At 42.0% G+C, this 23,342-nt stretch carries 19 protein-coding genes and 1 pseudogene; 9 read left to right on the top strand and 11 right to left on the bottom strand.

The genetic code is table 11. The features are described from left to right. Positions 1-59 precede the first annotated feature (59 nt). The 3 genes and pseudogenes from V7K32_RS26015 to V7K32_RS26005 all read left to right on the top strand — a co-directional run bounded on the left by V7K32_RS26015 (position 60) and on the right by V7K32_RS26005 (position 2,861). Positions 60-1,955, top strand: a complete 1,896-nt coding sequence (locus V7K32_RS26015) for a CheR family methyltransferase (RefSeq protein WP_334997389.1) — start codon at positions 60-62, stop codon at positions 1,953-1,955. Positions 1,956-2,288: 333 nt separating this feature from the next. Then, positions 2,289-2,438 (top strand): annotated as a pseudogene (miaE, locus tag V7K32_RS26010) (tRNA isopentenyl-2-thiomethyl-A-37 hydroxylase MiaE); the annotation flags it as partial. Positions 2,439-2,456: 18 nt separating this feature from the next. Continuing rightward, positions 2,457-2,861, top strand: coding sequence for a VOC family protein (locus V7K32_RS26005; protein WP_334997386.1), 405 nt, complete (start codon positions 2,457-2,459; stop codon positions 2,859-2,861). 116 nt (positions 2,862-2,977) lie between these two features. Here V7K32_RS26005 and V7K32_RS26000 read toward each other — a convergent pair whose 3' ends face one another. The 4 genes from V7K32_RS26000 to V7K32_RS25985 form a co-directional block, all read right to left on the bottom strand. Next, on the bottom strand, positions 2,978-4,153 hold the full coding sequence (locus V7K32_RS26000) for a GNAT family N-acetyltransferase (protein WP_334997384.1): 1,176 nt from the start codon (positions 4,151-4,153) through the stop codon (positions 2,978-2,980). A gap of 276 nt (positions 4,154-4,429) precedes the next feature. Continuing rightward, a complete protein-coding gene (locus V7K32_RS25995) occupies positions 4,430-4,906 on the bottom strand; it encodes a hypothetical protein (RefSeq protein ID WP_334997382.1) in 477 nt (158 codons plus the stop codon). Between the two features lie 237 nt (positions 4,907-5,143). After that, positions 5,144-6,730, bottom strand: coding sequence for an NCS2 family permease (locus tag V7K32_RS25990; RefSeq protein WP_334997380.1), 1,587 nt, complete (start codon positions 6,728-6,730; stop codon positions 5,144-5,146). Between the two features lie 402 nt (positions 6,731-7,132). Continuing rightward, positions 7,133-7,702 carry a Uma2 family endonuclease gene (locus V7K32_RS25985; RefSeq protein ID WP_334997378.1) on the bottom strand — a complete coding sequence of 190 codons (570 nt, stop codon included), beginning with the start codon at positions 7,700-7,702 and terminating at the stop codon, positions 7,133-7,135. 179 nt (positions 7,703-7,881) lie between these two features. On the opposite strand from V7K32_RS25985, the gene ureE reads away from it, so the two are divergent. Genes ureE through ureG form a run of 3 tightly spaced genes read left to right on the top strand, consistent with a single transcriptional unit; the run spans position 7,882 to position 9,634 of the window. After that, positions 7,882-8,325: an urease accessory protein UreE gene (gene ureE, locus V7K32_RS25980; RefSeq protein WP_334997376.1), complete on the top strand. Its 444-nt coding sequence runs from the start codon at positions 7,882-7,884 to the stop codon at positions 8,323-8,325. Beyond that, the gene (locus V7K32_RS25975) at positions 8,300-8,992 is read left to right on the top strand and encodes an urease accessory protein UreF (protein ID WP_334997374.1); all 693 of its coding nucleotides are present in this window, start codon (positions 8,300-8,302) and stop codon (positions 8,990-8,992) included. Before ureE ends, V7K32_RS25975 begins: the two co-directional genes overlap by 26 nt. Before the next feature lie 45 nt (positions 8,993-9,037). After that, on the top strand, positions 9,038-9,634 hold the full coding sequence (gene ureG / locus V7K32_RS25970; protein WP_152588379.1) for an urease accessory protein UreG: 597 nt from the start codon (positions 9,038-9,040) through the stop codon (positions 9,632-9,634). A gap of 323 nt (positions 9,635-9,957) precedes the next feature. Here the strand turns inward: ureG and V7K32_RS25965 are convergent, their stop codons facing one another. Beyond that, positions 9,958-11,841, bottom strand: a complete 1,884-nt coding sequence (locus V7K32_RS25965) for an ABC transporter ATP-binding protein (protein ID WP_334997372.1) — start codon at positions 11,839-11,841, stop codon at positions 9,958-9,960. Between the two features lie 1,119 nt (positions 11,842-12,960). Between V7K32_RS25965 and V7K32_RS25960 the strand changes: the two genes are divergently transcribed. Then, positions 12,961-14,673 carry a hypothetical protein gene (locus tag V7K32_RS25960; protein WP_334997370.1) on the top strand — a complete coding sequence of 571 codons (1,713 nt, stop codon included), beginning with the start codon at positions 12,961-12,963 and terminating at the stop codon, positions 14,671-14,673. A 550-nt stretch (positions 14,674-15,223) separates the two neighbouring features. Here V7K32_RS25960 and V7K32_RS25955 read toward each other — a convergent pair. Beyond that, the gene (locus tag V7K32_RS25955) at positions 15,224-15,796 is read right to left on the bottom strand and encodes a single-stranded DNA-binding protein (RefSeq protein ID WP_334997368.1); all 573 of its coding nucleotides are present in this window, start codon (positions 15,794-15,796) and stop codon (positions 15,224-15,226) included. 620 nt (positions 15,797-16,416) lie between these two features. On the opposite strand from V7K32_RS25955, the gene V7K32_RS25950 reads away from it, so the two are divergent. Then, positions 16,417-17,712 carry an ABC transporter ATP-binding protein gene (locus V7K32_RS25950; RefSeq protein ID WP_334997366.1) on the top strand — a complete coding sequence of 432 codons (1,296 nt, stop codon included), beginning with the start codon at positions 16,417-16,419 and terminating at the stop codon, positions 17,710-17,712. 535 nt (positions 17,713-18,247) lie between these two features. Next, complete coding sequence (locus V7K32_RS25945; RefSeq protein WP_334997364.1) at positions 18,248-18,616, top strand: hypothetical protein; 369 nt, start codon at positions 18,248-18,250, stop codon at positions 18,614-18,616. Between the two features lie 391 nt (positions 18,617-19,007). On the opposite strand, the gene guaA is transcribed toward V7K32_RS25945, so the two are convergent. The 5 genes from guaA to V7K32_RS25920 form a co-directional block, all read right to left on the bottom strand. Next, complete coding sequence (gene guaA / locus V7K32_RS25940) at positions 19,008-20,627, bottom strand: glutamine-hydrolyzing GMP synthase (protein ID WP_334997362.1); 1,620 nt, start codon at positions 20,625-20,627, stop codon at positions 19,008-19,010. A 224-nt stretch (positions 20,628-20,851) separates the two neighbouring features. Then, complete coding sequence (cbiD, locus tag V7K32_RS25935) at positions 20,852-21,967, bottom strand: cobalt-precorrin-5B (C(1))-methyltransferase CbiD (protein ID WP_334997360.1); 1,116 nt, start codon at positions 21,965-21,967, stop codon at positions 20,852-20,854. 62 nt (positions 21,968-22,029) lie between these two features. Beyond that, positions 22,030-22,524, bottom strand: a complete 495-nt coding sequence (locus V7K32_RS25930; protein ID WP_334997358.1) for a hypothetical protein — start codon at positions 22,522-22,524, stop codon at positions 22,030-22,032. A gap of 119 nt (positions 22,525-22,643) precedes the next feature. Further along, positions 22,644-22,835, bottom strand: coding sequence for a DUF433 domain-containing protein (locus V7K32_RS25925; RefSeq protein WP_334997357.1), 192 nt, complete (start codon positions 22,833-22,835; stop codon positions 22,644-22,646). 3 nt (positions 22,836-22,838) lie between these two features. Next, positions 22,839-23,297 carry a hypothetical protein gene (locus V7K32_RS25920; protein WP_334997355.1) on the bottom strand — a complete coding sequence of 153 codons (459 nt, stop codon included), beginning with the start codon at positions 23,295-23,297 and terminating at the stop codon, positions 22,839-22,841. Positions 23,298-23,342: the final 45 nt, after the last annotated feature.

Genomic DNA, 23,342 nt, shown 5'->3' with positions numbered 1-23,342 from the left:
CAGTCTTTTATATTCGTGAATGAAGCTCAAAACTCTACTCCACCAGCGAGAACTACCCTATGACTTCCCCAGAAAAAGACCCCGAATTTGAAAATCTACTAGTTTATCTCAGACAAAACCGGGGATTTGATTTTACAGGCTATAAGCGCTCAACTTTGATGCGTCGGGTATGCAAGCGAATGCAGTCATTGAGCATAGAAAAGTTTGGAGATTATCTAGACTATTTAGAAGTTGATCCAAAAGAATTCAATTATCTGTTCAACACTATTTTAATTAACGTCACTGCTTTTTTTCGAGATTTCTCAGCTTGGGAATATCTAGCAGAACAAGTGTTGCCTAATCTGATTAAAAATAAAAAAAGTTCTGACCCAATCCGCATCTGGAGCGCTGGTTCTGCTTCTGGGGAAGAAGCTTATACCTTGGCAATCTTGATGGCTGAAATATTGGGAGCAGAGGAATTTCGCCAACGAGTCAAAATCTACGCCACAGATGTAGATGAAGAGGCTCTCAACCAGGCACGTCTTGCTCTGTATTCAGCAAAAGAAATCCAGGCTGTACCAGTTCAACTGCGGCAGAAATACTTTGAGGTTGTCGGCACCCGCTATGTCTTCCGCCAAGACTTGCGCCGCTCAGTGATTTTTGGTCGCCACGATCTGCTTCAGGATGCGCCGATTTCGCGCTTAGATTTGCTGGTTAGCCGTAATACAATGATGTATTTTAATTCTGAGACTCAAGGGCGAATTCTGGCTCGGTTTCATTTTGCACTAAATGATGCAGGCTATCTATTTTTAGGAAAAGCGGAAATGCTATTGATGCATTCGAGTCTGTTTACGCCACTAGACTTAAAAAACCGGATATTTAGTAAAGTATCATCGGCGAATATCCGCAATCGCCTCTTAGCTATGACAAATTCAGTAGATGACGAATCTAGCAGCCGTTTGTCTCGACACCTGCGGTTGCGAGATATGGGTTTCGACACAGCAACAATCGCCCAAGTAGTCATTGATAACAATGGAACTTTGGTGCTGATCAACGAGCAAGCGCGGAATTTGTTTGCCCTTTCCCCCAGAGATTTAGCTCGTCCCTTCCAAGATTTGGAACTTTCTTATCGACCAATTGAGTTGCGATCGCTAATTGAACGGGCTTATAATGAACGCCGCCCTGTCACCCTAACAAATGTAGAGCGGTATTTGTCCAACACAGAAACCCAATATCTGGATGTGCGGATTACGCCTTTGCAAGACACCGACACCAATTTCTTAGGTGTAAGCATCGCTTTTCATGATGTCACGCGTTACATTCAACTTCAAGAGGCGCTGCAACGCTCCCGACAGGAATTAGAAACTACTAACGAAGAACTCCAATCGACTAACGAAGAATTAGAAACTACCAACGAAGAACTTCAATCGACTAACGAAGAATTAGAAACTACCAACGAAGAACTCCAATCGACTAACGAAGAATTGGAGACGATGAATGAAGAATTACAATCTACTAATGAAGAATTACAGACAATTAATAGCGAATTGAGCGATCGCACCACAGAACTTAATCGTACTAATATTTTCCTTATCTCTATTCTCAGAAGTCTCCAAACTGGAATAGTAGTAATTGATAGCAGCTTTAACATCTCAATTTGGAATTACATAATAGAAGATTTATGGGGCTTGCGAACTGATGAAGTTATAGGACGCTCTATCTTCAGCCTAGACATTGGCCTACCCGTCGAGCAGTTGCGATCGCCCATCCGCGACTCCCTATCGGGAAAAAAACACTTTCAAGAAATGATCCTCAATGCTACCAATCGTCGAGGTAGGCAAATAAAATGTTACCTGGCGATCACTCCATTGCTTGGCATTGAAATGCAGGGAGCAGTTTTGATGATGGCAGATGTAGAAAGTGTCAGCAGTATGATTTCTATTGAAGGAATGGAGGAACGACGACAGCAGGGATGAAAGGGGCAGTTTTTGCTGGGGGAGAAAAGAAGTTAATTTTCTGACGATAAACCCCGCAAAGTTTCTTTGGTGGGTGAATAAGTTCGTAGTGAGTTAGTCGCTAAGAGGGGTTTCCCCCATCCGTTGGGTAAGGACTTTAGTCCTTGATTTGAGCGCCCAAGCGCTCACTACAAACCAAGCATTGTTGACTTGGCGGACTACTAGTGGTCTGTCCCAAAAGTTTTCCGAGGTTCGTGGTGTTCAGATCCCCGACTTCTTGAATAAGTCGGGGATCTCGCAGCCCCGCAAAATTAATGGGACAGACTACTAGTAGTAGTCGGGCTATTATAGCGAATGGCATCCGAAGCGCGTCACTACGGTATATATTGGGTTTTAGCTGCTACTTATTTCGACAAATAAATTGTCATGCAACGGCTTGATGAATTGGCGATTGTCGAAAGTGAGTTGCTAGCGATGCACCCAGACCCTAGAATTTACAGTTAGTAGACTAACCCAACAGATATGAAGCTTCAGCTAACACACCTGAGACTGCTTGTCTCCAACTACAAAGATTCTTTTCTGTTTTACCGGGATCTGCTGAAATTTGATGTCGATTGGGGCGATGAAGATAGCGGATATGCTGAGTTTAATACCGGATATATCAAGCTCGGTTTGTTCAAAAAAGAATTAATGGCCCAAGTAGTCCCCAGAATCGAACAGCCTTCTTATGTTGTCAATCGAGATAAAATTGCCTTGATTTTCGCAGTCGATAACGTGGATGAGGTATATGAGCAAATAAAAGCTCAGAATGCGATCGTTGTAACTCAACCACAAGATCGCCCTGAGTGGGGAATCCGCACAGCTCATTTTCGCGATCCTGATGGCAATCTTATCGAAATCTACAACAATCTGGGAATTGTCAGTTAACTCAACCTTGCTGATTTCCAATAAATTAATTATTTAGGCGTTTCGCCCGCTCTTAACAAAATGCAGGTTTTGGGCTATTGCTGTCAACTTAAGCAAAAAGAAATATAAAATTCCTTTTAAAAGAAATCAGCCACCCAAGGCGAAGCACCTGCAAATATTTGTGTAGCTGCTGAAATAGCCGTTTCTGTCCCATGTAGTTTTCCGGCTATTTGCAAATGGTAAGGAGCAAACAAACTTGTATATAGTGGTGCTAGTTCTCGGACATCTAACTGCAACTCGCCTTTTCCACCTTTTGTAACTTCCCCGCGTCCATTAGCAACAGAAAGAATGAATTTACCATTGTTTGCATCTAGCAAATTATCTTGAATGTCTAGGTGCAGTTCAGTTTGAATTGCCGATGGATAACCCCGCATTTCCAGCGCCTTAACTACATCTACTACCCGCAGTAGCCAGCGCATCGTATTCTTAAGCTTGGCAGTTTGCTCTGGTAACACTAATGTCAAGGAATCAATCGCCGAACTCCTCCATCGCACCTGCTCAATTTGGGAGCGATGACTGGCAAGAAAAGACCAGAATGTTTGTGCAGCCGCAACTGTGAGAATTACCCAATCTTTTACCCGCAGGATTGCGCCATCCTCAGTTGAATGTTGACTAAAGAGGATGTAGCCTTCGGGTTTTTCTTTTGTACCGATAAAATATGCGTAAAATGTTTCCTTCTCATCTGGCTGGATTAAGCGCTCCCAGATTGCTGGATGCCGGTCTAAATATCCATGCGTTAATCTGGCCTGCTGCTGATATAGTTCGTGAAAGACTTGATGATTGATTGGAAATATTGGTTGCAAAGGTAGGGGTTGCTCCCGGAGTTGGATATTTTTAGTAGGAACTTCCCAATTACACCAACTACCCCCCTGCTCATACCCGACTTTTCGATACAAGCTTTGAACTGCTGGATAAAGAGCAGAGAGGGGTATACCTCTAGCATAAAGTTCTTTGAGGGTGTGCTGCATAAGAGCGATCGCAGCTCCCGAACCGCGATACTCTGGAGCAATGCCCACTACCGCAATTCCTGTCATTGGTACACGCACACCACCCCACCACTGGCCCATATCCAGAGTTGCCAATCCACCAATTAATTGTTCTGACTCACGAATAATGCGGAAGTTTTCTACACCAAGCAGATTGATGTAAGCTTCTTCGCCACCAAGCCCACTGATGAAACACTGCTCAAAGATACTCCCAAGCTGCTGAATATCTTCTGGATTAAGAGTACTGTATTCAAATTTAGGCGTCATCTCTTATACCATTAATAATACGAAAGCAAAACTATACTACAACGAAGGTTGCTTGAAATTTGACCTTCTGATATCATGTCCGCATAAATAGTTATACTAACTACAGTCATTAGACCCCACACGCCAGATGCTCCACTTGGGGAGACCCCAAGACCGCCAAAGCTCCCCTTAATCCCCTCCCGAAAAGCGGGGAGGGGAGACAAAGCATAGCTTTGGCTCTTTGGGGAACTCCTGGTTTAAGAAGCAATCAAAATAGTATCAAAGAAGCTGGTAATTTTAGTCTACATAATCTGTTGGTATTTCCTTTTCAACAGTGTCATTTGAAGCTATTGGGCGGCTACCATCTATTTCTAGAGTATCCTGAACTTTAAAATTACTCTTAGCGATCGGACGTTGACCGTCTATATCAAGAATTTCCTCAACCTCTAAATCACTAGGGTCAATTGGACGCTTACCGTCTACATTTAGCATGTCATATTCTTGAAAAGCACTCTTAGCAATCGGGCGTTGACCATCTATATCAATTGTTTTATCATAGTCAATTTCATTCTTCCCAATTGGGCGCTGACCATCTATATTAATTGTTTCTTTAATTTGAATACTACTTGGATCGACTGGACGCTGACCATCTATATTAATTGTTTTCTGTGACTGTATCAGTTCGTTAGATGAGGAATTTATATCAGTTTCAGTCTCTTTTATATTCCGAGCCAAATTATTGTTAGTACTATCAACTTTGTTTGTGTTATCCATGTTTTTTATTGTTCTTCTAGACTATTTATTTGCTGACAACATGAGCTTAATAGCTGCTTATTTATCATTTAAAGGAACTGAAATTAGGTAAAAAGTAGGATAATTTTGATTTTTCTAATAATTTATTTATCTAAGATAATATTGAAGTTGGAGTAAAAAATCCTCTATCACAGCACAGAATGCATCTATGACTTGAGAGGGATTTGTCATCTTTCAAGAAGCGATCGCGCGATCGCTTCAAGTCTTACCTCTTTCTTGCCAATCGACATAGAAAAAGAGAATTGCCAGCATTATATAGCCAATAGCCCAAGGCGTACCAGTTCCCCAGCCAAAATTAACAACTGTATCTGCAACAGTCCAACGATAACTGTGCATCAACCCAACCCAAGAAATTACAGCAGCGATCGCAGACCAATAGGCAGCTTGGCGAAACTTGCGCTCAATAATGTAAACTGTAATGCCAGCTAAAATCATGGCGGAAAAAATAAACCCTTGCTCAAGAGCAAAAGCCCCATCAATATACGTATCGGTCAACTTAAACTGCTCAATCAACGTTGGTGTAAAAGGTTTTTCCGGCGTGCCTAAGCCTGCTGCCCGAAGTGAATTTTTAGCAATTAGCGCACCCCAACCAGCAATCCCCGGCAATAGACCAACAACCACAGCAGGTGCATGATGCGACGGGGTGGCTGTAAAGCTTTGAGCGACAATCACAATCCCAATCCATAACACAATTGCCATCCCGGCTTCAATCGGGACAAAGTAAGCCAGCATTGCCACAGTTCCACTTAGGCAAAGCAAGCCCATAATTATGCCATTGAGTATAGAGTAACCGACTCTTGCTCCCATAGCTTTCCAGCCAGGATGACCAATATAAATAGTAGTCGGGAAACAGGAACCACAAATAGCAGCAACCAATGTACCAATACCATTTATCCTCAGACAAGGAGCCACAGGATAAGTATCACCGGCAGCTGAGGCACTTTCTAAATTCTGGAGACTACCGACAAGATTAAATAACCCCATTGGTAGAATTATGCTGAAATATCCGACTAAGACTGAACGACTGCTCCACAAATCTCCCAGCCACAAAGAAGGGAAATAAAACCTAATTGGTTGCAGGGTAGCGATAAACTTGGCATGATCCCAACTGGCTAAACCTGTTCCCCAAGCAAGGGCAATTCCCAACAGAACTGCCAACAAGCCGCCAGGTATGGCAAATCGCACTCGCCCAAAATAAGTCAGAAAAATTACACCAAGAGGCACCAAGCCGACTACGGGATTGGCATAGGTACGAAATAGAAAACCAATGGCGATAAAAGTGATTGCAATACCGCCCAAAGTTGAAAGCAATGCTGCACGGGGGGCGAGGCGGCGAAGTGGCTCTCCGAACCATGCCCCGATAAATTCTATCAAACCGGAACCAAAGCAAGCCACCAATCCTGCTTGCCAAGCTAATTCAGCAGCTTGTTCGCCAGATGCACCACCAGAAATTGCCGCCAATCTTACAGGTAGCATCACCAGAAAAATATAGGCAAAAAGGCTGACGGTGTTAATCCCATAGGGCAAAGCAGTAATATCGTCTCTTTGTTCACGTTTGCCTTGCAATACGGCTAGCCTTGCGTAATAGAAGTTACCAACAATCAAACTGATTGCAACTCCTGGCAAAATGCGCCCATAAACTAACTCAGCAGGGAAGCCTAGCACTCGTTGGCACAAATTGACAATCAATAAAATTTGAATAAAATTATCAAGCGCCAGCCCAAATAAACCATCAATATCTCTGCGAACGAACCAACGCGGTACTCTGGTTGTAGCGATTTCCATTATTTTACTTTTGCTTTGCCAATTGTCTGACAATGGTCTTGCCGCTTTTAGAATACCAGCAATGGTATTAAGTAAGTGAGTTAAATTAAATTAGGACTTACGCAAAAGTTACGGAATAACGAACCTTATTAGGCAAAGAGTTGCCATTGCGCCCTTGCGGGTTAAGAGACTTGAAGTAAGCAACTGGCGCGACACGGAGAAATAAGAGTTTGAGAGATATTTTGCGTAAGTCCTATTATTGTCTCATAAAATTTTTATCAAGGAATTTACACAATTTCTTATTGTTAATAAGAGAATAGGAGCTAATGAAAGATATCTCCTTTAAGGCAATACATTAGTACTACTAATTTGCGATCGCCCTGTGCCAGTTGCGTAAGTCCTGAAATATTCTCAAATTTGTTATTATTTAGGAAAAAACAAACGGATACAACAACAAAAGCCGGGTAAAAGTGGCGATGTTATTTCATCATCACCTAACAAAGTAGCAACTAAAACCAACTGTGCTTTTTGTCGCCGATAAACTTCGACTTGTTTAGTAAAGCGATCGACAATCCAATACTCACGCACGCCTTGAACTGAATAAAGTTTCAGTTTTGCTTCTTTGTCTCGAAGTTCGTTTTGTTTACCAGGCGATAAAACCTCTATTACTAACTCTGGTGCGCCTGTCAAATGTCCCGCTTCATCTTCAATTTGCGCCAGTCGTTCTCGACTTACCCAAACTACATCCGGTATAACGCTATCTGCTTGCGAAAAAAGCACCCCTGGAGCCACAATTGTTTCTCCTAAACCACTCGAATCTGACCAAACATCGAGTTTTCGAGCAATTTTTACAAAAACTTGTTGATGACGGCGGTGAGGAGTGCGAGTCACAAAGAGTTCTCCATTAATAATTTCATAGCGCGTCCACTCATTTTCGGGTAGAACCTCTAAATCGTAAATTGTCCACCGTACTCCCTCAATGGCTTGGTTCATGATTGTCCCCGTTTGGCTCGTTGCCTTTGTTTAATTTTATCTTTTATTCGGGCAAGGCAGATATGGTATTTAAAATAATTCGTAATTCGTAATTCAAGAGTGTTATATAGGATTAAAATAATTTGTAATTAGTTAAATTAGAACCATAATAATGAAAAGTAGAAGTTTAAGCAAAATGTATGCTGACATTTACCCAACTTAAACCACCTAATTACGATGCCGCAGTTAGTTTTACTCTGGCGCTGACAGCAGAAGAACGTACCCGCAGCCGTCATCGTTTTGAAACGGAAGATGGTATTGTGTTTTTACATTTACCCAGAGGAACTGTCTTACACAATGGGGATATTTTACAAGAAGAAATTCATGGCAGTTTAATCAGAATTACTGCTAAACCAGAACTAATACTGACTGCTTTTGCCCAAACACCACTTTTATTATTACGGGCGGCATACCATTTGGGAAATCGCCATGTACCTGTAGAAATTACCCCAACTTATTTACGCTTGTCTTCAGATTCGGTTTTACGCACGATGTTGGAACAATTGGGGTTAGAAGTGAAAGAGGAAATTTTACCATTTCAGCCAGAATTAGGAGCTTATGGACAACACCATCATGCTCACTGATAGGCATCTTTTGAGGATTTTACAGTTGGCTAGCCCTGCTTTGCCTGTGGGAGCATATAGTTATTCTGAAGGTTTAGAAATGCTGGTAGAAAATGGTACGATCGCTAACCACACACATCTCAAAGATTGGTTAAAAGCAGAGTTGCTCTACGGGGCAATTCGGCTAGAGGCAGGGGTGATGGTGCGATCGCACAAAGCTGCAAAAATGGGTGATATTGAGTCGCTATGCCGTTGGAATCTCTGGTTATCGGCAGCTAGGGAAACAGAAGAATTACGCGCCTCTAGTTGGCAGATGGGGCGATCGCTGATCCAATTACTTGGTAAACTAGAACCGCAGATTATACCTATTGCCAATGCTGTCGGTAATCCTTGCAATTATGCGATCGCTTTTGGTATTGCCGTTGCCCATTGGCAAATCAGCATCCAAGCCGCATTACTCGCATATCTGCATAGTTGGGCAAGTAATTTGATTACTGCGGGCGTGAAACTTATCCCCCTTGGACAAACAGCAGGACAGCAATTATTACTAAATTTACAACCATTATTTAGCATTGCGGCATTAGAAATTATGGCATTTGAGGACGATGAACTCGCCTGTTGTAGTTGGGGTTTGTCGCTGGCGAGTATGCAGCATGAAACGCAGTATACAAGGTTGTTTAGGAGTTAGTCAAAATAATTCGTAATTCGTAATTATTACAAAGGACAAATGAAAATGAATGCATTTAGAGTGGGGGTTGCTGGGCCAGTGGGTTCGGGGAAGACGGCTTTGGTGGATGCTTTGTGCAAGGGATTGCGTGAGCAGTATCAGATTGCGGTGGTAACTAATGATATTTATACTCAAGAGGATGCTCAGTTTTTAGTGCGTTCTCAGGCGTTGGCAAGCGATCGCATTTTGGGTGTAGAGACTGGTGGTTGTCCCCATACTGCTATCCGCGAAGATGCTTCGATGAATTTGGCGGCAATTGAACAGTTGGAAGAACGTTTTATCGATTTGGATTTGGTCTTTTTGGAAAGTGGCGGTGATAATTTAGCTGCTACCTTTAGTCCAGAATTGGTGGATTTAACAATTTACGTCATCGATGTTGCGGCTGGTGATAAAATTCCCCGCAAGGGTGGACCTGGTATTACTAAGTCTGATTTATTGGTGATTAACAAAACTGATTTAGCACCCTATGTCGGTGCAGATTTAAGTGTAATGGAACGAGATGCTAAAAAAATGCGCGGCGAGAAACCTTTTATTTTTACTAATTTGAAAACTCAGTCAGGACTTGCAGATGTAATTAACTTTGTTTGTACAAATATCTGTTAAAAAGAATTCAGACTTCAGAAGTCAGAATAAAGACAACTAAATCTGCATATTTAGTATGGGTGCAAAAACGCCGTTTAGAAACTTCCTAATAAAAAATACTCATACTTCTTGTGGGGTGGGCGACACGAGCGCCCGTAGTCAAAGGCGGACAAGATGTCCACCCCACAAGATTGGATATATTTATTTGTTGGAAGTCGCTGATTTAGACGTGACGCTCGAATACTCGCTAACACTCCGCTATCCGCGACTTATACAGAATTCATGCTGTACATGGATAGCGGGGCGTTTAGCCCATTCTGACTCCTGACTCCTGAATTCTGTTTCTATAAAGCCTTCAGATGACGACTTCGCACCCGTTCAGCACTACCGGTAGGAATCGCAGCAATTAATTTTTGCGTATATTCCTCTTTGGGTTCTTGGTAAATGCTTTCGGCTGTGCCTTCTTCAACAATTTGACCGCGATTCATGACTAAAATGCGATCGCTCATAAATTTCACTACACTTAAATCGTGAGAAATAAAGATATAGGTAAGCTGAAAGTCTGACTGTAACTTTTTAAGAAGATTTAATACCTGCGCCTGTACTGAAACATCCAGCGCTGAAACTGATTCATCGCAGATGATAAACTTAGGATTTAACGCCAAAGAACGGGCTATACAAATCCGTTGGCGTTGACCACCAGAAAACTGATGAGGATAGCGGTTAATTGCATCTGCACTCAACCCCACCCGTTCTAAGAGTTCGGCTACCCGTTGGCGTCGTTGTTGCTTTGTCTTACCCACGGAGTGAATTAACAATGGTTCCATCACCGCATCCCCAATCTTCATCCGTGGATCGAGGGAACTAAAAGGATTTTGGAAGACTATTTGCATTTCCCGCCGCAGTTTCTGCAACGGTTCACCTTTGAGGCTGGTAATATCTTGTTTCTCAAAGATAATCTGACCACTCATCGGTTCAATTAATCGCAGCAACGTTCTGCCAAGAGTGGTTTTACCGCAACCAGATTCTCCCACTAAACCTAGTGTTTCTCCTGGTTTGACATCAAAAGAAACGCCATTAACTGCCATATTGTAGCGTTTTGTCCCACCAAACACCCCGCGCACTGGAAAACCAACTTTTAGGTTGCGGATTTGCAGCAGGGGTTCCAATAGATTGAAGTTTGCCAATCTTGCAGCAATCTCTTCGATAGTAACTTCTGTGGGTTGTGCGGGTTCTTTCGGTTGAATTACTACTTCTCCGGTTGCTGTCTCTTCTGCACTCATGTAGTCAGAAACGGTGAGTAATTTTTGGGGACGGCGGTTGAGTGTGGGGCGACAAGCTATCAAGCCTTTAGTATATGGATGCTGGGGACTGCTGAAAATTTGCCGAGAAGTACCAGATTCGACAACTTTGCCTTTATACATCACCGCTACTTGGTCAGCAATTTCTGAAATTAGCCCCAAATCGTGCGTGATGAAAATCATTGCCATGTCACGGCTTTGTTGCAATTCTCGCAACAAGTCCAAAATAGTCGCTTGCACCGTCACATCTAAAGCTGTGGTTGGTTCATCGGCAATTAAGATTAATGGGTTGCAAGAAATTGCCATTGCAATCATCACTCGTTGCAACTGACCCCCAGAAAGTTCATGAGGGTAGCGTTCTAGCATGGCTTCTTTGTGTTCTTTAACCAACTGTGCCAACTTTGATGGTTCTGGTTTCGATGACTTGCTGTTGGTTGGATGCCAATCGATATACTGCTGCTGTATCTCCTCATCGCTAGGTAGAAGTTTAACCTCTTGTAGACCTGCGATCGCAATTTGTCGTGCTTGGGCTGCTGACACATTTTGATGCCGCATAATCGCTTCTATTAGCTGAAACCCGATGTTATAAACCGGATTAAGCGAACTCATCGGTTCTTGAAAAATCATGGCGATGTCGCCACCCCGGTGTAACTGCATTTGCTCAGGAGGCAATTTTACCAAATCGATTGCATTGGCATTCTCTTGAGGACGAAACCAGATTTCACCGCCAGTCACTATACCAGGACTTTGCAACAAACCCATCACAGCTAGGGCTGTCACTGATTTACCACTCCCCGATTCTCCTACTATTCCTAGAGTTTCACCTCGATGCAACCCAAAGGAAATACCATCCAAAGCTCTGACAGTATTGCCATCACCGGGAAATTCAACTTGGAGATTGCGAACCTCTAGGACAGTTTCTCTCATAGGAGTTGGGTAGAAATATTAACTTAAAATTATTTGGATTTTAACAGTTTTGATATATATATGGATAAATTCGGTTTTTACCCTCTTTGGCAATTTTCACTGCTTAGACCTCAACCACAACTGACATCATATACCAGGGCAAACGCATCTAAATTACTCTTGATCCCAACTAAGGTTAAGAATCAACGAAAAACCAGCATTTATCGTTTGATTTAGTTTTCTAGACTCAAAGCGATGTCTACGACGGGCTATTCGGCATCGCCTAAAACTGTGTTCATAAGCAGCTATTAATGCGACTATGTTGAGATTGTTGAGAATAAGATCATTTTATTGATATGATGTGTTTGCCTTGTTGCTAAGTTAGACTTTGTGCCTAAAGTCATCAAAAATCATCCTAATTACCCAGTTACCCAGTAACTACTCTCCTACAATGCTATCGCCCTTAATTCTGTTCGGTGTATTGACACAGTTGCAGTGTTGTTAATGAGTTTAATCTAGTTTTTTAAAATGTCCTTGTCTTGACAGACAAACAATATTACAATATACTACTTACTGTAACTAACATAATTTGAGTGTGTAATTCTATGCAATTTTAAAAAAATATAATTTCTTAGTTGTGAATATTCGGTAACAGTGTGTCTCATCATTACAAGAAGACTATTGTATTATTAATAGACTTAAAATAATTTCATTACTCCCTGCTTATTGCGAAAAGCTTAGACGAACACTTTGAGCCTTGGAAAGTAAGTAAAACAATAAACTCTGATTTTTAACTTTGGTTATCAACAAGAGTAATTTAGATGCAGACGCCCTATATATGCTGATAAATGAATTAGAAAAATAAATATATGCTGATAACAAATTTCAGAATGATGATATAGCGTTTCCTGATCGCATGAGGTACATCAGAGCAAGCTTATCGCTTGCTCTTAAGGGGTTGGGGGTGGGGTTTTTGTACCTCACTCAACTGAGAACCGCTATAGGGCTAATATTTTATTTCTGAAAAAGCTCGGTACAACTCGAAAAGCCTAATTCCTTGCCTATCGCGCTTCGCTTCGCGTACCACGTAGATAATTTCAAAAATCAAATCCGATTCCTACATATATTTAGGAAAATAAAATGAGTTTAAACTTTTTTGATGTTAATTCTTATCGTTCGGCTAATCCAGATTTAGCCGCAGCAGGTATTATAACAAATGCACAATTGGTTTCACATTTTCAAAACTATGGTGTGAACGAAGGAAGGTACTTCTCAACTTTTGCCGATCTTGACTTTTATCGGGCTAGCAATAGTGACCTTAGTCAGTTGAGCAATGCACAACTTGTTGACCATCTGCAAAATTATGGTGTTGCTGAGGATCGTAAGTTTTCACCATTTTTCGACCTTGACTTTTATCGCGCTAGCAATAGTGACCTGAGTCAGTTGAGCAATACACAACTTGTTGACCATCTGCAAAATTATGGTCTTGCTGAGGATCGTAAATTTTCACCGTTTTTCGACCTTGACTTTTATCTAGAAGCCAACTCAGACTTAGCTGGCTTCAGTTACAAAGAAGCACTACAGCACTTGGAAATCTATGGACTTAACGAGGGACGCGTATCTTCACAGTTCGTTAGCTTGAATTCCTACCGAACAATCAACCAAGACTTGAGCAACTTAAGTAATGTACAAGCATTAGAACACTTGGAACTCTATGGACTCAAAGAAGGACGCCAATTCTCACGCATCGTTGACATTAACTACTACCGCCAAGTCAACCCAGACTTAGCTAGTTTCGATAGCAAACAAGCACTACAGCACTTGGAAAACTATGGACTTAACGAGGGAAGAGAGTTTTCTCAAGTCTTTAGTCTTAATTTCTATAAATCTTACTACCCCGACTTGGTAGCAGCCAGACTTAATAACAATCAACTGCTAAAACACTTTGAACTACATGGTTTAGAAGAGGGGAGAATATCATATCCAGGGAAAAACACATATAAAGCTGAGAATGGAGAGATTTTGGGTAATTTCAGCCCGAGTCCATCTTACGATTTGGTCTATCGTGGGGGTAAAACTATTGCTAATCTCAATTTTGTCAACATCTATCTTGGTGGTTCCCAGTCTTGGGACAATAGCGATATTCAGAATATTGATTGGTCGCTAAAAGAAGCTATGTCTGATCCCCGTCTGAACAGCATTATGTCCCAATATTTCCCTGGACAGGAAATTACTAGTAACTTCTTAAGTTCTGGAGTAGTAGAAGCGTCTGTACCCGATACAGTCAGTCAAGAGTTTCTTGAAACACTAATCAGCAACGTAGGCGATGTAGGTGCTTTTTCTGGCTTTGATCTCAGTTCAACGGTCTTTGATTTTATGTTACCTAGTGGTACTTTACTCGCTCAGGGTGATAGTGACTCTCTATCTGGTCTTGGTGGATACCACGGTTCAGTAAACTTTCAGGGATTATATGGCGAACAGAATACAGCTTATTATGCTATTGGTGTTTACTCTCAAGACTATCCCTATCTGGGACTGAGCAATGGCATTTCCGTTTTTGATCAGCCGTGGAAAAATGTTGTGGCCACAACTTACCACGAGTTGAACGAAGCGAGAACCGATCCAGATGTGGGAGAAAACAATCGAACTGGTATGGGATTGCTAGGCTGGTACTCAGACAATGGAGGAGAGATTGGTGACTATCCACTTTCTGAATCACAAAATAATGGCTCAATTAATTATGTTTTTGGGGAAGTGCCTCTTGTCAATGGTAATGGAACTGTTCCGATTCAGTTTCAATACTCCAATGCAGTTCACGGCCCAGAAGACCCAACCACAATACTTTTAAGTTAAAAATCAATGGTTATACCGATTCCCTTATGCTACGGCATTAAATCAAGGGGGGAAAAAAAGTTTATCTAAACCGTATTGGCTCATAGTACCGTTTTATTTCTTGTTCGATTCCATAAAGGGATCGGTCGAACAAAAATAATTGATTTGAATAAGAGGCTAAAATCCGAGTAAAGTAATTGCTACACATTTAATTTGAAGCCCCTTAGGGACTTCCAAGAAATAAATTATTCCAATAAACGAACCACAAAGCCACAGAGAACGCAGAGAGAAGAAATAGAGAGAGTTTTTGCGTCAGTTTTGGAACATTTTTTTATTTCGAAGTCCCTTATAGACAAAAAAATAGCACATCCTAAAGGATGGGTATTTGCAGAAAAATCGTAATGTTTTGTTAAGTAAGTGGGCGCAAATAATTATCACTGGCTCGTAGTTGCGCTAAAGCGCAAGAGGGCGCAACTACGAGCCAAATATAGAGATTTTACTTTTCGTTACATAGTTTGGTTTTATCTTGCCTACCTACTTAGCAAATTGAATACATACTCAACTAACAACTTTAGAAGGGAATATCATCTGGATCTGGTTCTTCCGCTTTCACTGGTGGATAAGTGGCCCGCTCATGATTTGTGGGTTGGGGTACGGGTTCGTAAGTTTTCGTTTGGGGAGCAACGCCAACAGGATTTGTAGCGGGGGTAGGCGCTGGACGTGGTGACTCGTAACTGCTAACGTCTTTCTGTGGAGGATAAGATGCTGATGCTTGTCGGGGAGCAGTTTCAGTGAATGATGGAGTTACGATCGCAGATGGTAATGGATCGGTATTAAAACTACCCCCAACAGATTGAATTTGTTGTACTGTCAATTCAGCGCGTTTTTCTTTAAAACCTTCTTGACGTTCAACAGTATTCATGCTTAAACGTCCTACTAGGATGACGCGATCGCCTTGGTGGTAGTTCTGCTGAATTTCTGTCGCTAAATTCCCCCAGCCGACAACCTTCAGGGTCGCTGGCGGATCTTCTGGTTTCAGGGAATTGGGAAACTGCACTAGCATTTCTGTGACTCCCAGATTATCGGCTGTATAGCGGAGTTGCGGCTCGTTAATAATTTCCGCCATCAAAACGCAGTTGTTCATTAAAATTACTCCTGACTGCAAAAAGTACTGATTCAAAAAGAAAAGGTTTTTCTATGTAGTGCCAATTAATATCTAGATAGGTTTAATCGTTTGCATTTTTTAATAATGTTTGAACAAATTTTCTGCATCCATTTTTAATTTTTAGTTATTTCTAGCATAAAAGCCAAGCGATCGCTTTGAACAGCATTAAATATACCGCTCTCTACCCTCGCCTGACTAAATGAGCATTGAATTCTGTTTAGAGTAGTATAATTGTACCACTGATTGATTAAATAGAAAATTAAGTCTTGACGTGAACTGGAAAAACACCCAAGGCAATCAGGCTGGAAGGTCGCCCAAGATGGGTAAGCGCAAAAACGCAGGTGCTACAAAGGTGCGATTGGAGGTTCGTAAAAAAAAATTGGTGTCAAAAAGAGTTTTAGCCTTAACCCAAGCGTATTGCCTGATAGCCCTAAAATTTAGGATAGTTTGCTTTTGATGATGCAAACTGTTTTTTTAACTTTTCGTATTTACATACAACGTGTATTATGATTGGCGCTAAACTGTCATTGGTCATTAGTCATTAGTCCAATGCCCCATGCCAATGCCCCATGCTCAACGATCGTTGACAATAACTAATCGTGTCCCAAGTTATTTTAGAAAACGTTTATAAAAGTTTTTCCCCGCGTAAAGGGGAAAGTGTTACTTCACAAACTCAATCCTCACTCACGTCTGGGGAGAAAACTGATGCAGCGCAAGAACGGGCGGGAAGTGTTAACGTCTTACGACGGATTAACCTGACGATCGCAGATGGCGAGTTTATGGTGCTGGTTGGCCCTTCTGGTTGTGGTAAAAGTACCCTGCTACGCTTAATCGCTGGTTTAGAAGTGATGACTGGGGGTAATATCTGGATAGGCGATCGCTTGATCAATGACCTACCACCCAAAGAACGCGACATCGCAATGGTATTTCAAAATTACGCCCTCTATCCCCACATGAGAGTGTACGACAACATCGCCTTTGGGCTACGCCGCAGACAATCAGAAAATAGGGACAATCAGCATTCCTCACTCCCCACCTGGGCAGAAAATCTCTTCGTGGGTGCGACCAGAAATTTACCTAAAGGACTGCGCTACATTTCTGACAAAGAACGGGCGGTGGATGAACAGGTGCGTAGTGTTGCCCAATTGTTGCAAATCGAAACATTGCTAAATCGCTTACCTAAACAGCTATCTGGAGGACAAAGACAACGGGTTGCATTGGGACGAGCGATCGCGCGTGACCCCCAAGTATTCTTAATGGATGAGCCGCTTTCTAACTTAGATGCCAAACTGCGGGCCCAAACCCGCGCTCAAATTGTCAAATTGCAGCGCCAACTGGGCACAACGACAATTTACGTTACCCACGATCAAACAGAAGCGATGACAATGGGCGATCGCATTGCGATTATGTCTGAGGGTAAAATTCAGCAAGTTGCTTCTCCCTTAGAACTTTACAACCGCCCTGCTAACCTTTTTGTTGCAGAGTTCATTGGTTCACCACCGATGAATTTTATTCCTGTAGAATTTCATGCCCCACAGTTGATTACTCATTCCCAGTTTCGTTTCACCCTCCCAGAAGTTTGGGGAAAAGCTCTACAAAAATACGATCGGAAAACTCTAATTTTAGGCATTCGCCCAGAACACTTGAACTTGAGTATGCCTGCTACCAAAAATCTACCAGTGCAAGTAGATTTGGTAGAAAATCTCGGCAACGATTCCTTTATCGCTGTTAAGATTGCCGAACCGGAATCTCAAAAAGCCACTACCAATTACTTACAAGTGCGAATACCACCAGACCGATTTGTACAAGTTGGGGAGCAACTATGGTTATCTCTGACTACAGAGAAAATTCACTTTTTTGACCCGGAAACTGAGCTAGCAATATTTCCCTTTTGACCTCTCCCCGGCTTGCGTAGGTTGGGTTTAGTTCCTCAAACCGACCTACGATTCTCCTTAACCCAAGCGTATTGCAAACTGAATCATAATTGCAATCTCAAGCCAGAGGATCACAGATTTTATAATAAATTTAATTTATCTTTTTAACAAATAAGACTATTTGCTTTTATTGCCTAAGCTGCTTTATGCTGAAATCAGCAGAGATTTGTACCTTTAACTTTGGAAATCTCTAGTACAGCGATCGCCTAAATAAACATACCATTTCAAATAGCGCCAGAAGCTCGGAATACAATTATTTTGACTTTTAACTGACTTCCTTCTTCTGGTACTAAGCTATTCCACAAATAAACTTGCATAATTAAGGCGCTCATGTTGCCCACCCCACAAGAGTTATAAAAATTTTAGATATGCAAACTAGATGTGGTTTAGCTTAGTGCTATTAAATTTAGGTGTCTTGCCAGCATTCAAACAACAAACTAATGCTAACTAAATTGCCCAAAGAAACTTTGAGAAAACCAAGGAGAATAATAATTAAATGCTAGATCAGCAGATTGATTATCCTACCAGACCGAAGACAAGTGCAATGATCGTGAAACTTTTTCAAATCACTTTAGTGGTCTTAGTACTTTTGCTCAACTTAGCAATTGCTTTCCCCTCTTGGGCAGAAAAAGCGCCTTCTTTAACTAGTAATGCTGACTACTTTCAAGTAGGGCAAAAAGTCATTTGGCTTTACAAGCCTCGTGCGGATTCTAGCGATGTCCAAAGAATTCCAGGCGTTGTCGTCAAGTTAAGTTCCAAGCAAGTGCAAATCAAGGTTTACAAACATAATCACGAATTTGTTAATCGTTGGGTAAATCCAAACAAGCTTGAGAATTCCCAAAAAGTTAGAGAGTCAGTACCATAAAATTGATACTTTAAATAATCTTCGTCTAATTATCCAACTAATCCTACTATTTGGGTTTATTTATCTCTGGCTAGAGATTTTTAGTAAGCATCCCAAATGTCTAAAAACATAATTAATTTGTCATTGCGTACTCCTTTGGAAAACCCGCAGGGTACGTAACGTAGTGAAGAGAAGCAATCGCAACATCCGTACTTTGCGATTGCTTCATTTTGTTTCCCTTCATTTGGGATGCTCACAAAATTTACAGGACTTACGCAAAAACTCTCTCAAACTCTTATTCCTCTGTGTTCTCTGCGTCCTCTGCGGTTCGTTTTTTGGTCATTTTGCGTAAGTCCTACTTAAATTCGGTGATGAGCTTCTTAGCTAAGTCAACTCAAAACTCAAAACTTGGTTACTCCCATTCAATAGTTCCAGGCGGCTTAGAGGTGATGTCATAAACCACCCGATTCACCCCTTTCACCTCATTCACAATCCGAGTAGAAATCACTTCCAGTACATCATAAGGGACTCTTGCCCAATCAGCAGTCATGCCATCTTCACTAGTAACAATCCGCAAAACAATCGGGTAAGCGTAAGTGCGTTGATCCCCCATAACGCCAACACTACGAATTGGCAGCAATACAGCAAACGCTTGCCAAAAATCATGATACATGCCGCGTTGGTTAATTTCTTGCCGGACAATCAAATCTGCATCGCGTAAAATGTTTAACCGCTCAGATGTGACTTCTCCCAGAATGCGAATTGCCAAACCAGGCCCAGGAAAAGGTTGCCGTTGGACAATTTCTTCTGGTAAACCAATAGAACGCCCTACTTTGCGGACTTCATCTTTAAATAGTTTTCGCAGTGGTTCCACCAATTTAAATCTTAGGTCTTTGGGTAAACCGCCAACATTGTGATGACTTTTAATTTTCACCGCTACCCGTTCACCAGTTTGGGTATCAACGTTGGTGTCAGCAGATTCGATCACATCTGGATAAAGAGTTCCTTGAGCCAGGTAATCAAAGTGACCAAGGCGCTTGGATGTTTCCTCAAATACAGCAATAAATTCGTGTCCGATGCGGCGGCGTTTTTCTTCAGGATCGGTGATATCGGCAACTCTAGCTAAAAAGCGATCGCGGGCATTAACATACTCTACAGGAATGTGAAATTGCTCTTGAAACAGCTTTACCAATCGCTCTGGCTCATACTTTCGCATAAAGCCTTGATCGATAAATACGCAAGTTAATTGCTCACCAATAGCTTTATACAGCAAGAAGGCTAGAGTAGAAGAATCCACCCCACCAGACAACGCCAACAGCACCCGCTTTTCACCAACTCTGGCGCGAATTTCCCGAATTGCCTCTTCGACAAAAGCTGCTGTTGTCCAAGTGGGTTCGCAATCGCAAATATGATAGACAAAATTACGAATTAATGCTATCCCACCAACAGAATGTACTACCTCTGGATGAAACTGAACGCCGTAAAGTTTCCTTTCGTGGTCAGCGATCGCAGCACAGGGAGTATTTTCTGTATGTGCCAGCAATTCAAACCCTGATGGCATTTCGGTAACTGAGTCTCCATGACTCATCCACATGGTGGTGCCATCTTCGACATTAGTGAGCAAATCTGTGGGATCATCAATATATAATGAGGCTTTGCCGTACTCACCTCGGTCAGCCTTTGCCACTTCCCCACCGAGTTGATTTACCATCAACTGCATTCCATAGCAAACACCCAAAACGGGTATTCCCAAATTCCAGATTTCTGGGTCACAATGGGGAGCCTTATCGCCATAAACCGAACTCGGACCACCAGAGAGAATGATTCCTTTAGGATTGAGTTGGCGCAAATGTGCAGAAGTAGTGCGATAAGACAAAACTTCAGAGTATACTTGAGTCTCGCGGATGCGACGGGCAATCAACTCAGAATATTGAGAGCCGAAGTCCAGAATTACAATCAATTGGCGATCAAGTCTCCCAAAATTTTCTAATGTTTGGGGCGCTTGTTCTGTTGGTATCACCGCTGTATTCATGACGGGAGTGTTATGTCTGTTAAGGGTAGATGCTTTGTGGTCTATGGTGATGCTATTTTTCAGCCCGGTTAGGCTGATAATGCTATAGAGAACCTTTACAAACGCAAGGTTATGTGCATTTGTCGAGTTCTTAAGTCGGAGATGGTATTAAAACGATAAATGTACTCGAGAGTGGTTACTTAGAAGATTATTTATTTGAATTGTTTACGATTATTCATAATAAATTAACATAATTTTCCCATCAACAGACCAGCAGTTTTACTCTTCACGATAATTTTGCGATCGCGCTCAAAGAGAACAGAGCCAATTATTGTACTTCCTGTGCTGCTTTCCCTATGGTTTTGGATGTATTCTTGAGAACGTACATCGATAGTTTGGGCGATCGCACTGTAAACTTGATTTACCCAATCACTACCAGTTGCACCATCTAGCGATTTTAGATATGTTAGTGCGGCTTCGGCGGTTGCACTGTTAAACACAGCTTGGATATCTGGTGATTTTAAACCTGCGATCGCACAGTGGGCTGCCAAAATTTCCCGCCGTCCATCAGCCAAGTAGTGATGCGTGTGAAAAATCCCTCCAGCCAGTTTCATCAGCTTACCGTGATAGCCAAATAATAAGATTTCTTTCACGCCCAGTACATCAGCTTCTACTAACATTGGGCCAAGCCAGTTAGCAGTTTTGACCAATTGTTCGGGATTAATTCCTAGTTTACGCGCCAAATCTAGGCCATTTTCCCCGATACATAATACTAAAGTCTCAAAACGACTGGCTTTATTTTGTAATTCTGCCCGAAAAACTGCAAGCTGATCTGGCGTACTTAAGGGTTGAGAAATACCAGTTGTCCCTAAAAGCGAAAGTCCTTCAACCACACCAAAAGCAGAATTTGAAGTCCGAACAGCAAGCGATCGCCCTTGGGGTAAAATAATCGTCACCGTGATTTTTTCCCCCGGTGCTAGCATCCGTTGCAAATTTTCTTGCAACAGCCTTTGAGCATAAGCATAAATAGCTGGCTTATCATCAGCATTCGCCTGTTTGCCAATTCCTTCCCCGCCTTTAATAATTACTGCTTCTTCACCCTCTTGTCGCCATTCCACCATTGCCCAAATTGGTGTATTTCTGGTCAAATCGAGGTTATCACCGGGATCGCTACGGGTAATTGCTAAAGCTGTATTCTCAGATAATCCTGCTACCTGTTCAATGGGGATTTCTGCGATTTGAGCGGGTTCAATCAAATCTACAGATGCTAAAGTTAGGGGTTTGCGATCGCGTAACCAGTGTAAAGCTGCAACAGCAGCAGCGCAGGCAAAGACGGGAAGTGTGTATCCAGAACGTGACATTTTTTAAATTTAAAAATCAAAATAATTCTTCAACTGCGATCGCGCAGCGTCACGAAGCTTCGCTACCTGTCAATGTACATGCGCCACGAATCGGGCATACGCTGCTCCAGCAACCTGAGATGAGCGCCAAACCCGACGAACGGACTATCGGACACCACATCGTAAAGCCCTTTGCTCCAGTCTTGAATATCTCTCTCCTCGTAACGAGCAATAAGAATCTGCATGTCGAAAACTAAAATACCAGTGATACCAAGCCAACGATAAAGAGCATAAACGACTGTTGCAATGGCAGGCAACTGAATCGGACGAGCGCCTGCCGCTCCCACCGCAGTTCTGAAATTAATTTCGTATCTGAAGTTTTCAAAATCAAGTTCGCCCTCGTTCTCGAAACCCCCAACTTTACCAAACGAGAACTCCATGCTCAAAAATTCGTCAAACCAATCGTCCGTGTCACCTAAATACGGAGCCAAAGAGCAACCCAGGCACTCGTTAATATCTTTAGCTGTTTGAGCCAAATCTTGCGGATAGTTGAAGAAGTAGCCTATCTTGTAGCTCATATTTCCTATTCTATCGGTTCCACCCAAGCCACGCGCGACGGCAGAACTATTGATTATACGCAACACTTTCCATACAAGTCCCCATATTGGCTAACTATACAGAATTTTTCTACATAACACTATAAATAACCAGTTAGACACGCTTTGATGTCTTCGGAAGTTAATTCTGAAAAATCCTCTAGGATTTCTGCTTCAGTCATTCCACCAGCAAGATATTCCAAAATATCATAAACAGTGATTCGCATTCCTCGGATACAGGGTTTAACACTGCGTTTTCCAGGTTCAATCGTAATAATGTCGTGGTAATTCATAAATTAGTCAAGATAATAGTTCCGACCACCTTCAAACATCGATTCTAGCTCCTCCTCTGCTGCAAGAATTGCCTCTATATCTCCATCTGAAGCCAACTCCTTAATCTCTTTGAGACGTTCCAACACTCCTGCTTTCCCATCTGGCAACAATGAATTAAACTGATACCAATTGTAGAGGTGATAGAGCAGGTGATACGTAACACCGATATCTAGTTGATGACTAGGTTCACGTAGAAATAACTCTAAATCAACTAACCAGTCTATTGCTGCTTCAATTCCATCAACGTAAGTGTGAAAAACAGCAGTTTTCAGCATCTCCTCTGGTGCATTGGGATAAGCTTGGCGGAATGCCTGTTTTGCCAAACTGCTTAAGTTGCTACGTTGTAGCAAGGTTCGTACAATTTCCCAACGTTGTTCTCGACTGAATTGTTTTGGCGTGTTCACGTCCTCTGACTGTTGCATCTAAGCCCATCCAATAAAGCTAACAGTGTAACCAGTCTGTCTTAA

This window comes from Nostoc sp., from assembly GCF_036917635.1.
Classification (GTDB): domain Bacteria; phylum Cyanobacteriota; class Cyanobacteriia; order Cyanobacteriales; family Nostocaceae; genus Nostoc.
The sequence above is the reverse complement of the archived record's forward strand: the minus strand, read 5'-3'. Positions and strand labels throughout refer to the sequence as shown.